8 protein-coding genes are annotated in these 13240 nt (G+C 65.7%); 3 read left to right on the top strand and 5 right to left on the bottom strand.

The window, feature by feature from the left end:
- Positions 1-16: 16 nt before the first annotated feature.
- From AWB66_RS03820 to kdpE, 3 genes are all read left to right on the top strand, one after another.
- On the top strand, positions 17-991 hold the full coding sequence (locus AWB66_RS03820; protein WP_087628950.1) for a quinone oxidoreductase family protein: 975 nt from the start codon (positions 17-19) through the stop codon (positions 989-991).
- Between the two features lie 120 nt (positions 992-1111).
- On the top strand, positions 1112-3916 hold the full coding sequence (locus AWB66_RS03815; RefSeq protein ID WP_087628949.1) for a DUF4118 domain-containing protein: 2805 nt from the start codon (positions 1112-1114) through the stop codon (positions 3914-3916).
- Positions 3913-4611 (top strand): two-component system response regulator KdpE, encoded by a 699-nt coding sequence (gene kdpE / locus AWB66_RS03810; protein WP_087628948.1) that lies wholly within the window; start codon positions 3913-3915, stop codon positions 4609-4611. Before AWB66_RS03815 ends, kdpE begins: the two co-directional genes overlap by 4 nt.
- Before the next feature lie 47 nt (positions 4612-4658).
- Here the strand turns inward: kdpE and AWB66_RS03805 are convergent, their stop codons facing one another.
- From AWB66_RS03805 to AWB66_RS03785, 5 genes are all read right to left on the bottom strand, one after another.
- On the bottom strand, positions 4659-4952 hold the full coding sequence (locus AWB66_RS03805) for a hypothetical protein (RefSeq protein WP_087628947.1): 294 nt from the start codon (positions 4950-4952) through the stop codon (positions 4659-4661).
- Positions 4949-5872, bottom strand: a complete 924-nt coding sequence (locus AWB66_RS03800) for a hypothetical protein (protein ID WP_087628946.1) — start codon at positions 5870-5872, stop codon at positions 4949-4951. The genes AWB66_RS03805 and AWB66_RS03800 overlap by 4 nt, the downstream gene beginning before the upstream one ends.
- A gap of 170 nt (positions 5873-6042) precedes the next feature.
- Positions 6043-6711 carry an SDR family oxidoreductase gene (locus AWB66_RS03795; RefSeq protein WP_087628945.1) on the bottom strand — a complete coding sequence of 223 codons (669 nt, stop codon included), beginning with the start codon at positions 6709-6711 and terminating at the stop codon, positions 6043-6045.
- Positions 6712-6795: 84 nt separating this feature from the next.
- Positions 6796-10101 carry an efflux RND transporter permease subunit gene (locus tag AWB66_RS03790; RefSeq protein WP_087628944.1) on the bottom strand — a complete coding sequence of 1102 codons (3306 nt, stop codon included), beginning with the start codon at positions 10099-10101 and terminating at the stop codon, positions 6796-6798.
- 4 nt (positions 10102-10105) lie between these two features.
- Positions 10106-13234, bottom strand: a complete 3129-nt coding sequence (locus AWB66_RS03785) for an MdtB/MuxB family multidrug efflux RND transporter permease subunit (RefSeq protein ID WP_087628943.1) — start codon at positions 13232-13234, stop codon at positions 10106-10108.
- Positions 13235-13240: the final 6 nt, after the last annotated feature.

Below are 13240 nucleotides of genomic sequence, written 5' to 3'. Positions count from 1 at the left end.
GACTAAGGAGACTCGCATGACCAAAGCAATCCGATTCGACAAGACCGGCGGCCCGGAAGTGATGAAGTGGGTCGACGTGACCGTCGGCGAGCCGGGCAAGGGCGAAATCCGCGTGAAGCATCATGCGGTGGGCCTGAATTTCATCGACGTGTATTTCCGCAACGGTCTCTATCCGATGCCGCTGCCGGGCGGGCTCGGCATGGAGGCGGCAGGCGAGGTGACGGCGGTGGGCGAAGGCGTCACGCGGTTCAAGCCGGGCGACCGCGTCGCCTACGCCTCGCGGCCGCCGGGCGCGTATGCCGAGGAGCGCGTGATGTCGGCGGACTACGTCGTCGCGCTGCCCGATGCGATCGGCTTCGAGGAGGCCGCGTCGATCATGTTGCAAGGCCTCACTGCGCAATATCTGCTGCGGCGCACCTACCGCGTGAAGGCCGGCGACACGGTGCTGATCCACGCGGCGGCGGGTGGCGTCGGCATGCTCGCGTGCCAGTGGGCCAAGGCGCTCGGCGCGACGGTGATCGGCACGGTCGGCTCGGACGAGAAGGCGGAACTCGCGAAGGCACACGGCTGCGACTATCCGATCGTCTACACGCGCGATAACTTCACGAAGCGCGTACGCGAGATCACCAACGGCGCGGGCGTGCCGGTGGTGTACGACTCGATCGGCAAGGACACGTACACGGCGTCGCTCGACTGTCTCGCGCCGCTCGGGCTTTTCGTGAGCTTCGGCAATTCGTCGGGACCGCTGCCGCCGATCGATTCGTCGGAATTCGCCGGGCGCGGCTCGCTCTATTTCACGCGGCCGACGCTCTTCAGCTATATCGCGAAGCGCAGCGATCTCGACGGGATGGCCGCCGAACTGTTCGATGTCGTCGGATCGGGCAAGGTGAAGACGAACGTGCGGCAGCGCTATGCGCTGAAGGACGCGGCGCGGGCGCACGAGGATCTCGAAGCGCGCAAGACGACGGGGTCGACGATATTGCTGCCTTGAGCGGACCCGCGGACGTTCCAGCCGACCAGACACGCCCGGGCGGCACATCGGCCATTACTTCGAAAGCCGACAGTTCGGCGGCATACTGGAGAGCCGCCCGACACCCGTGACCGACCCGCCATGAGCCGCCCCGACCCCGACCAACTGCTCGACAAGCTCCAGCGCGACGAGCAACAGCGCCAGCGCGGGCGCCTGAAGATTTTCTTCGGCGCGTCGGCGGGCGTCGGCAAGACATACGCGATGCTGCAGGCCGCGCGCCGACGCCGCGACGAAGGCGACGACGTCGTGGTCGGCTTCGTCGAGACGCATGGCCGTGAAGAGACGCAGGCGCTCCTCGACGGGCTCGACATCCTGCCGCGCGCGTCGTTCGACTATCGCGACCGCACGCTGACCGAATTCGATCTCGATGCGGCGCTCGCGCGTCGCCCGCGACTGATCCTCGTCGACGAACTCGCTCATTCGAACGTGCCCGGCGCGCGGCACCTGAAGCGCTGGCAGGACGTCCAGGAACTGATCGACGCGGGCATCGACGTTTATACGACCGTCAACGTCCAGCATCTCGACAGCCTGAACGATGTGGTCGGGCAGATCACCGGCATCCGTGTCTCCGAGACGGTGCCCGACCGCGTGTTCGACCGCGCCGACGAAGTGACGCTCGTCGACCTGCCGCCCGAAGAACTGCTCGAGCGCCTCGGCCAGGGCAAGGTCTACCTGCCGCAGCAAGCCGAGCGGGCAGTGCGCAACTTCTTTCGCAAAGGCAACCTGATCGCGCTGCGCGAGCTGGCGCTCAGGCGCACGGCGGATCGCGTCGATGCGCAGATGCGCGAGTATCGCGCCGACCGCTCGATCGAACGCATCTGGCAGGCGCGCGAGCGGCTGCTCGTGTGTATCGGTCCGGGCGACGCGGCGCCGGGCGTCGTGCGTGCCGCCGCGCGTCTCGCCGCAAGCCTGAGAGCCGACTGGATCGCGGTCTACGTCGAAACGCCGCGTCTGCAACGGCTCCCTGACGCCCGCCGCGAACGCACGATGCAGGCGCTCAGGCTTGCCACCGAATTCGGCGCGGAAACGGTGACGCTCGCGGGCACGGACGCCGTCGCGACGCTGATCGGCTATGCGCAGACGCGCAATGTGTCGAAGCTGGTGGCGGGCGCGTCGTCGCGGCGCGGCGTCGCGCGTTGGGTCCGCAGGCCGTTCGGCGAGCGGCTCGCCGAACGGGCGGGCGACCTCGATCTCACGCTGATACGCGCGCGCGAAGGCGCGGGCCGCGCGTTCGCCGAGCCGCCCGATGCCGGCGCACGCGCGTGGCGCAACGCGCTTTCGATGCCGCGCGAGCATCCTTCGAAGCCCCGTGCCTACGCGATCGCCGCCGCGATCGGCGCGGCCATCACGCTCGTCGCGAGCGCGGTGAGCGAACGCATCGATCTGGCGAATCTCGTGATGCTGTATCTGCTGGGCGTCGTGTTCGCGGCGGTGCGGCTCGGGCGGGGGCCGAGCGTCGTGTTGTCGTTTCTCTCCGTCGCCGCGTTCGATTTTTTCTTCGTGCCGCCGCGCATGTCGCTCTCCGTGTCGGACACGCAGTATCTGCTGACCTTCGGCGGCATGCTGCTGACGTCGCTCGTGATCAGCCATCTGACGTCGAGCCTGAAGCGCGAGGCGCGCATCGCCGAGAAGCGCGAGCGGCGCACGAGCGCGATGTACGCGATGGCGGGCGAACTGGGCGCGGCGCTCGCGACCGAGCAGATCGTCGGGATCGGCATGCGGCACGTGAGCGAAGTGTTCCGCGCGGAGGTCGCGATCCTGCTGCCCGACAGCGCCGATCAGGTGCGCCAGAAAATCGACGCGTCCGACAGCGCGTCGCAGGCGCGCTTGCTCGATGCCGGCTCGCTCGATGCCGATGTCGCGCAGTGGGTCTACGACCAGCAAAAGCCCGCCGGGCGCGGCACCGGCACGCTGCCGGCCGCGGCCGCGCTCTACTTGCCGCTGAAGGCGCCGATGCGCACGCGCGGCGTGCTCGCGGTGCTCACGCGCGAGCCCGGCGAACTCGACGTGCCCGAGCAAAAGCGCATGCTCGACACCTTCGCCGCGCAGATCGCGCTCGCGCTCGAACGCGTGCACTACGTCGACATCGCGCGCGATGCGCTCGTCAGCATGGAGTCCGAGCGTCTGCGAAATTCGCTGCTGTCGGCGGTGTCGCACGACTTGCGCACGCCGCTCACCGCGATCGTCGGCTTTGCGTCGATGCTCGCGCAAGCCGACGGCGACGCGCGGTCCGCGGCGAACGCCGAACTGATCGAAGGCATTCAGGACGAGACGCTGCGCATGACGAGCATCGTCACGAACCTGCTCGACATGGCGCGTTTGCAGGCGGGCGGCCTGCGCCTGAACCGGCAGTGGTCGCTCTTGGAGGAGACCGTGGGCGCGGCGTTGCGCGCGTGTCGGCGCATGCTCGCGGGGCGAGCCGTCGACGTGCGTCTTCCCGCCGACCTGCCGCTTTTGCAACTCGATGCCGTGCTGATGGAGCGGCTCTTCTCGAACCTGCTCGAGAACGCGGCGAAGTACACGAGCGTCGATGCGCGGCTCGCGATCGGCGCCGCGCGCATCGAAACGGACGGCAAGCCGTTCGTGCGCGTCGTCGTCGACGACAGCGGCCCGGGCTTGCCGCCCCGGCTCGCGGATCGCATCTTCGAGAAGTTCACGCGCGGCGAAAAGGAATCGGCCAAACCGGGCATCGGGCTCGGACTCTCGATTTGCCGCGCGATCGTCGAAGCGCACGGCGGTACAATCGGCGCGGCCAATCGCATCGACGCCGCAGGGCGGACAGAGGGCGCGCGCTTCTGGTTCACGCTGCCCGTCGATGCACCGCCGCCCGCGCCGGGCATCGAGGACGAGGAGCATGACATCGCCCGCAGCGACGTTAAACCATGAGTGAGCCGACCGTTACCGTCGTCCTGATCGAAGATGAAAAGCAGATCCGGCGCTTCGTGCGCGCGTCGCTGGAAGCAGAGGGCATCGCGGTGCACGAGGCGCCGACCGGCAAAGAGGGGCTGATCGAAGCCGCGACGAGGAAGCCCGATCTCGTGATCGTCGATCTGGGATTGCCCGACACCGATGGCATCGACGTGATTCGCGAGTTGCGCGGCTGGACCGACTTGCCGGTGATCGTGCTTTCGGCGCGCACGCAGGAGGAAGAGAAGGTCGCGGCACTGGACGCCGGCGCGGACGACTACCTGACCAAGCCGTTCGGCGTGTCGGAGTTGATGGCGCGCATCCGGGCGCATCTGCGGCGGCGCAACCGGGCGGCGGCGAACGAATCGCCGCGGGTTTCGTTCGGAGCGGTGGTGGTGGATCTCGCGCTGCGGCAGGTCACGCGCGATGGCGCGCCCGTGCATCTGACGCCGATCGAGTATCGCCTGCTCTCGACGCTCGTGCGGCATGCGGGCCGCGTGCTCACGCATCGACAGTTGCTCAAGGAAGTGTGGGGACCGTCGCATGTCGATAGTCATCACTACCTGCGCATCTATATGGCGCATCTCAGGCAGAAGCTGGAGCGCGATGCCGCGCAGCCGGAACATATCGTGACGGAGACGGGGGTGGGGTATCGGCTGGTCAATGCGGGGTAGCGGTGGGACGTGTCTGCCAACGCGCCGCGCACGCCATCCACGCCAGGTTACGAATCGAACGGTGATTTCTTGCCGCCCGCGGTCAGGTCCATGAGGGTTTGCCCCTTGCCGTTCGTGACCAGTGCGAGCGGACGCAGTTCGGGATATTGCGATACCAGTGACATCAGCACGGAACCGCCGACACGGCGCGCCAGTTCGTCATCGAGCGGTGCGTCCGGGCCAACCGGGAATTGAATGAACGGCCGCAACCGATTTCGATCGATTGCATCTTCGGACAACCAGGACTGCTCGACCTGCCGGGTGGCCGGGTCATAGCGCGTGATCAGGTATTGCGTTTTCATGGGTAGCCTCGACATGTTTGGTAATTCATAAACGCGTGCTGCCGACAAAGCGCATAGGTGCGAGGGTCGCTATACAGTGCGCCTAGAAAATTGCATTGCTCAAGCTCGAATTCGTATTGCGCGAAACACTCCGCTTCCTGCCCTCCACCGACGCCACGAGCCGCTATCTGATTCACTGCGTCGGACAGTGTGATATCGCCCAATTCGAACGGTTGCGCATCGCCGAGCGGCGTAGGTGTCGAGCCTTCGCCGGTGTCGCTGAAGATATCGACGTCCCGTGGTTCGCCATCGCCGCCTTCTGCGTCGTTGTCTTGTCCCCAACTTGAAAGCTCGGGCAGACCATACTTGCTGATCCAACCGGCTCTGGCGAATACCGGCAGTGTACCGAGCGGATCGACGAGAACCGCAGCGTGCATGAACTTCCGGTTGATGCCGTCGTTCTTCGACTCGATCTCTTCCCACGGCGTCTCGGTGGCCTGCAACTCCGCAAACTGTGCCGCGTAGCGTTCCTGCACGCTCGCGTAGCGTGGCGGATCGTAGTCTTCGACGCCCCAGAACGACGTCGCGGCAGCATTGCTCGGCGTGCATGCAATGCCGCCGTCGCTGTATGCCTGCCTTTCGGCAATCACAACGACGCTGCCGCCGTGCACCATGTTCATGAGTGTCTGCACGACGTCGCGATCAGTGCCGCTCCTGGCGAGCCGGTCATGCCAGTGGAAGTTTTCTCTGAGGAAGGTCCGTACGCGCTTGACGAGTTGGGCATCCGTGGCCCACACATCGGCATATGCCGATGCCGTGAATCTCTTGCCCGCTTGGACCGTTGTCTTTCGCTTCTCTTCGGACTCGAACGACATGTAAGGCTCGCCGCTTCGATACAGCATGTAGCGGTGCCATGCGTCCGTTTTCAGTTCTGTCGGCATTGACATTCCGCCCGGTGAATTTTGTTTCGCGGGTACAGAACGCCTGCTATCGGAGTGACATCACGAGCGCGTTCGGTATCGGTTCGACTAACTTTTCGACGATACCGAACTTTTAATCGGGAGAATGTAAAACATCTACGCGAGCCGGCTTCGACCAGCGCGCATCCATATCAAACCGTGTTGAACGACACGCCCCGAACGCCAGTCAGCTCGTCGAGCACATCGCCGATAGGTAAATCCCCTCCGACGAAGCCGATGACGCGACCTTCCACTCCGCGCGTCACGCATGCCACGGCCACGCGCGCCACATCCTCGCGCGACACCGCCGCCGCGCCCGCCGATGGTTCCGATGCAAGCGCGATCGTCCCGCGGGCGGCTTCGTCCGATAAAGGCCCCGGGCGCAGGATCACATACGGCACGCCGCGCTTTTGCACGTACTCGTCGCTTTCGCGCTTCATCCTCGAATAGTGCCTGAGCGCGAGCGGATTCTCCGCCGGGCAGTAAGCCGAAATCGCGCTGATCACCACGAGCTGCTGCACGCGCCGACGTTTCGCGTAATCCGCGGTGCGCTCGACGGCGTCGCGGTCGATCGACCGCTCCTCGTTCACGCCCTCCGTTTCCGCCGACCCCGCCGCATAGATCACGTGCGTGACGTCGTCGAATGCGTGGGAGAAGTCTTCCGTCAGATCGCCGAGCACGATCTGGGCGCCCAGCGCGACGAATTCCGATTTGTGCGCCGACTTGCGCAGCATCGCCTTGAACGCAATGGCTTCAGCGTGCAACTGCCGCGCGATGTGGCGGCCCGTGCGGCCATGCGCGCCAATCAGCAGGACTTTCATCGGAATCGCTCCTCGTCGAATGAAGGGCAGGTCCTAAACGTAAGCGATTTTTGCGAATCCTGCCATCGGTGACGGTACGGGCGCCTACTCGGTCGCGCCCGCCGGCCGCGTCCCGTCGCGCTTTCGCGCACGGCGCGCTTCCCCGCGCACGCGAAAACGGTCCATGTAGAGATAGACGACGGGCGTCGTGTAGAGCGTGAGCATCTGGCTCACGATCAGGCCGCCGACGATCGCGATGCCGAGCGGCGCGCGCATCTCCGAGCCTTCGCCCGTGCCGAACGCGAGCGGCAGCGCGCCGAGCAGCGCGGCGGCCGTCGTCATCATGATCGGACGAAAACGCAGCAGGCACGCCTGTTCGATCGCGCCGCGCGAACTCGTCGCGCCGTGCCGCGCGGCCTCGATCGCGAAGTCGACCATCATGATCGCGTTCTTCTTCACGATGCCGATCAGCAAGATCACCGCGATCAGCGCGATGATGCTGAACTCGGTCTTGAAGAGCAGCAGCGCGAGCAGCGCGCCGATGCCGGCGGAAGGCAGCGTCGAGAGAATCGTGATCGGATGGATGTAGCTCTCGTACAGGATGCCGAGCACGATGTAGACCGCCGCGAGCGCGGCGAGAATCAGGAGCGGCTGGTCGTTCATCGACTGCTGAAACGCCTGCGCCGTGCCCTGAAAACTGCCGTGGATCGTGGCCGGCATGCCGATCTCCGCCATCGCCTGATAGATCGACGCGGTCGCCTCGGACAGCGACTTGCCGGGCGACAGGTTGAACGAGATTGTCGAGGCGACGAACTGGCTCTGGTGATTTACCGAAAGCGGCGTGTTGCCCGGCCCGAACTTCGCGATGGCCGAAAGCGGGATCATCGTTTCCTTCGACGTCGACACCGCCGCGCCCGAGGACGACCCCGACTTGCCGCTCGACGCGATCGCGTTGGTCGCCGAGTTGCGCACGGAGGCGAGCGAGAGTTGCGTCGCGGTATCGGTTGCGCCGCCGGTCGCCGCGCTGGACGTCGCGGAGGCGATGGACGTGGTGGTCGAATTGGTCGATGCGGCGCCGCTCGCGGTGCCCCCCGACGTGCTGATGTACAACTGCTTGAGCATCTCCGGGTCCTGCCAGTACTTCGGCGCGAGTTCCATCACGACGTGATACTGCGAGAGCGCGTTGTAGATCGTCGAAACCTGGCGCTGGCCGAACGCGTCGTAGAGCGTGTTGTCGATCTGCGCGGGCTTGATGTTGAAGCGCGCGGCCGTGGCGCGGTCGAACGTCACCATTGCTTCAAGGCCGCCTTGCTGCTGGTCGGAGTTGACGTCGGCGAGACCGGGGAGCTTTTGCAGCGCCTCGGTCAGAAGCGGCGTCCATTTGTAAAGATCGGCGGTGCTGTCGGAGAGCAGGGTGAACTGATATTGCGCGTTCGACTGCCGGCCGCCGACACGAATATCCTGCACCGCCTGCAAGAACGTGCGCGCGCCCGCGACATCCGCGAGCGGCTTCCTCAGGCGCTGGATCACCTGGTCCGCCGACACCTTGCGCACGCTCTTCGGTTTGAGCGAAATGAACATGAAGCCCGAATTGGCCTGCCGGCCGCCCGTGAAGCCCGCGACGCTGTCGACGGCCGGATCGGCCTCGACGATATGCATCATCTCGGAGAATTTGCCCTTCATCGCCTGGAAGGACGTGCTCTGGTCCGCCTGAATGCCGCCGACGATCCGCCCCGTGTCCTGCTGCGGGAAAAAGCCCTTCGGCACGATGATGTAGAGATAGACGTTCAGGCCAATGGTGGCGAGCAGCACGCAGAGAATCAGCCGCGGATGCGCGAGCGCCCAGCCGAGCGTGCGCGCGTAGCCGCGCTGCATGCGGTCGAACTGGCGTTCCAGCCAGCGCGCGACGCGGCCTTCTTCCTTCCTTTCGTGCGGCTCGCGCAAGAGACGCGAGCACATCATCGGCGTGACGGTCAGCGAGACGACGAGCGACACGCCGATCGCAAGCGACAGCGTGAGCGCGAACTCGCGAAAGAGCCGCCCGACGATGCCGCCCATCAGGAGGATCGGCAGGAACACGGCGACGAGCGACACGCTGATCGACAGCACCGTGAAGCCCACTTCGCGCGCGCCCAGTATCGCGGCCTTCATGCGCGGCACGCCGTTCTCGATGTGCCGCTGGATGTTTTCGAGCACGACAATCGCGTCGTCGACGACGAAGCCGGTCGCGATGGTCAGCGCCATCAGCGAGAGGTTGTCGAGCGAGAAGCCGAGCAAGTACATCGCCGCGAAGGTGCCGATGATCGAGATCGGCACGGCGACGCTCGGAATGAGCGTCGCGCGCCAGTTGCGCAGGAACAGGAACACGACCATCACGACGAGCGCCACCGCGACAACGAGCGTGAGTTCGGTGTCGTGCAGCGACGCGCGGATCGTGGTCGAACGGTCGGCGGTCGGCGTGATCTCGACGTCGGCGGGAAGCGCCGCCTGCAATTGCGGCAGCATCGACTTCACGCGGTCGATGGTTTCGATGATGTTCGCGCCCGGCTGCCGGTAGAGAATCACGAGCACCGCGCGCTTGTTGTTGATGAGGCCGAGGTTGCGCAGGTCCTCGACCGAATCGACGACTTCGCCCACGTCCGAGAGCTTCACCGCCGAGCCGTTGCGGTACGCGACCACCAGATCGCGATACTGCGAGGCCTTGCTCGCCTGGTCGTTCGTGTAGAGCTGGAAGCGGTTGCCCTTGAACTCGATCGCGCCCTTCGGGCTGTTCGCGTTCGCCGATGCGAGCGCCGCGCGCACGTCTTCCAGCCCGATGCCGTAGTGAAAGAGCGCGCCCGGTTCCAGTTCGACGCGCACGGCCGGATTCGCCGAGCCGCTCACATCGACTTCGCCGACGCCCGGCACGGTCGAAAGCGTCTGCTGCAAGACGGTCGCGGCGGAATCGTAGAGCGAGCCGGCGGTGCGCGTCGGCGACGAGAGCGCGAGCACGAGGATCGGCGCGTCGGCGGGATTGACCTTGTGATACGTCGGATTGCTTTTCAGCGACGCCGGCAAATCGGCGCGCGCCGCGTTGATCGCGGCCTGCACGTCGCGCGCGGCGCCATCGATGTCGCGGTTCAGGCCGAATTGCAGCGTGATGCGCGTGCTGCCGACCGAACTCATCGACGTCATTTCGGTCACGTCGGCAATCGATCCGAGATGGCGTTCCAGCGGACTCGCCACGCTGGTCGCCACCGTCTCCGGACTCGCGCCCGGCAGGCTCGCCTGCACGGAGATGGTCGGGAAGTCGACTTGCGGCAACGGCGCCACCGGCAACTTGGCGAACGCGAACATGCCGGCGAGCGCGACGCCGATCGCGAGCAAGGTTGTCGCGACGGGCCGGTCGATGAAGGGGCGCGAGAGGTTCATCGCGTCACTCCGCTTCGCTGACCGGGCGCGGCGGCCGGGGTGGCGTACCGCGATTGAACCGCGCGCGCAGCCTGCGGCCGAGCGAATCGAAGCCGAGGTAGATCACGGGCGTCGTGAAGAGCGTGAGCAATTGCGACACGATCAGCCCGCCGACGATCGCGATGCCGAGCGGATGACGCAGTTCGGACCCGGCGCCCCAGCCGATCATCAGCGGCAAGGCGCCGAGGAGCGCCGCCAGCGTGGTCATCAGGATCGGGCGGAAGCGCAACAGGCACGCCTGGAAGATCGCGTCGCGCGGCGACTTGCCTTCCTCGCGCTCGGCTTCGAGCGCGAAGTCGATCATCATGATCGCGTTCTTCTTCACGATGCCGATCAACAGCACGATGCCGATGATCCCGATGATGTCCAGATCGTGCCCGGTGATCATCAGCGAAAGCAGCGCGCCGACGCCCGCGGAGGGCAGCGTCGAGAGGATCGTGATCGGATGGATGAAGCTCTCGTACAGCACGCCGAGCACGATATACATCGTGACGATGGCGGCTAGGATCAGGAACAGTTCGTTCGACAGCGATGCCTGGAACGCGAGCGCCGCGCCCTGATAGCGGATCTGGAAAGACGGCGGCAAACCGATCTCCGCCTTCGCCGCTTCGATCGCCTTGACGGCGGCGCCGAGCGACGCGCCGGGCGCGAGGTTGAAGGAAACGGTCGTCGCCGGGAACTGGCCGAGGTGCGTGACGAGCAGCGGCGCGGCGCGCTCGTGGAACTTCGCGATGGCCGAGAGCGGCACTTGTCCGCCCGACGCGGTGGAGGAGGGCAAATAGATGCCGCTCAACGTCTCGCTGTAGTGCGCATCGGTTGGCTCGGCTTCCAGAATCACGCGATACTGGTTCGACTGCGTGAAGATCGTCGAGATGATGCGCTGGCCGAACGCGTCGTAGAGCGCGTTGTCGACGGTGGCGGGCGTGATGCCGAAGCGCGCGGCCGTCGCCCGGTCGATCTCCACGTACACCGACTGGCCGTTCTCCTGCAAGTCCGTCGCGACATCGGCGAGTTCCGGCGAATGCTGCAGACGCTCGACGAGCTTCGGCACCCATTGCGCGAATTCCGTCGCGTTCGGGTCGGTCAGCATGAACTGGTATTGCGTCGGGCTGACGGTGGAGTCGATCGTCAGGTCCTGCACCGGCTGCATGTAGAGCCGGATGCCGGGAATGTTCGCGACGTCGTTCTGCAGCGTGCGGATGACGTCGCTCGACGTGTTGCTGCGGTCGTCGCGCGGCTTCAGGTTGATGAGCATCCGGCCGCTGTTCAGCGTGATGTTCGTGCCGTCCACGCCGATGAACGACGTCAGGCTCTCCACATCCGGATTCTTCAGCACCTGCGCGGCGAGCGCCTGCTGTTGCTCGGCCACCGCCTGATACGACGCCGCCTGCGGCGCCTGCGTGATCGCCTGGATCACGCCCGTGTCCTGCGTGGGAAAGAAGCCCTTCGGGATCACGATATAGAGGAGCGCCGTGAACACGAGCGTGAGGAAGGCGACGAAAAGCGTCGCGCGCTGGCGGTCGAGCACCCACGTGAGCGCGACGGCGTAGCGCCCGATCACGTAGTCGATGAACTGGTGCGCGCGCGCCTCGAAGCGCTTGCTTTCCTTCGGCGGCGTGTGGCGCAACAGCTTCGCGCACAGCATCGGCACGAGCGTGAGCGAGACGATTGCCGAGATCACGATGGTGACGGCGAGCGTGATCGCGAACTCATGGAACAGCCGCCCGACGACATCGCCCATGAAGAGCAGCGGAATCAGCACGGCGATGAGCGAAACGGTGAGCGAAATGATCGTAAAGCCGATCTGCCGCGAACCCTTGAGCGCCGCTTCGAGCGGCGGATCGCCTTCCTCGACGTAGCGCGCGATGTTCTCGATCATCACGATGGCGTCGTCGACGACGAAACCGGTCGCGATGGTCAACGCCATCAGCGAGAGGTTGTCGAGCGAGAAGCCGCACAAATACATGATCGCGAGCGTGCCGACGAGCGAGAGCGGCACCGAGAGACTCGGAATCAGCGTCGCCCAGACGTTCGCGAGGAAGAGATAGATGACGAGCACGACCAGCACGACCGAGAGCGCGAGTTCGAACTGCACGTCGCGCACGGAGGCGCGGATCGTCGTGGTGCGGTCGGTGACGATGCGCACGTCGAGCGCGGCCGGCAGCGACGCCTGCAACTGCGGCAGCAGCTTCTTGATGCCGTCGACCACCTGGATGACGTTCGCGCCCGGCTGGCGCTGCACGTTCAGGATGATCGCGGGCGTGGAATCGACCCACGCGCCGAGCTTCGTGTTCTCCGGCCCTTCGACGATCGTCGCGACGTCGGTCAGCATCACCGGCCGCCCGTTCTTGTACGCGACCACCGCGCTCTGATACGCCTTCGCGTCGGTCAACTGGTCGTTCGCGTTGATCGTGTACGCGCGGCTCGGGCCGTCGAAATTGCCCTTCGGCGTGTTGACGTTCAGGTTGGAAATCGTGGTGCGCAGGTCGTCGATGTTCAGGCCGTAGGAGGCGAGCGCGCGTGTGTTCGCCTGAATCCGCACGGCGGGGCGGTTGCCGCCGCTCACCGACACGAGGCCGACGCCCGCCACCTGCGAGATCTTCTGCGCGAGGCGCGTGTCGGCGAGATCCTGCACTTGCGTGAGCGGGAGCGTCTTCGAGCTGATCGCGAGCGTGAGGATCGGGGCGTCGGCGGGGTTCACCTTCGCGTAGATCGGCGGCGCGGGCAGATCGGACGGCAGCAGGTTGCCCGCCGCGTTGATCGCGGCCTGCACTTCCTGCTCGGCGATGTCGAGCGGCAGGTCGAGGCTGAATTGCAGCGTGATGACCGACGCGCCCGCCGAACTCTGCGACGACATCTGGTTCAGGCTCGCCATCTGCCCGAACTGCTTTTCGAGCGGCGCGGTGACCGACGACGTCATCACGTCCGGCGACGCGCCCGGGTAGAAGGTCTGGACCTGGATGGTCGGGTAATCGACGGCGGGCAGGGCGGAGAGCGGCAAAAAGCGCAACGCGACCAGGCCGACCAGCATGATCGCCGCCATCAGGAGCGCCGTGCCGACCGGGCGCAGGATGAATAGACGTGATGGGTTCATGCTTTA

This window comes from Caballeronia telluris, assembly GCF_001544495.1.
GTDB classification, from domain to species: Bacteria; Pseudomonadota; Gammaproteobacteria; order Burkholderiales; family Burkholderiaceae; genus Caballeronia; species Caballeronia telluris.
Note: the sequence above shows the minus strand (reverse complement) of the source record. Positions and strands in the feature narration are given on the sequence as shown.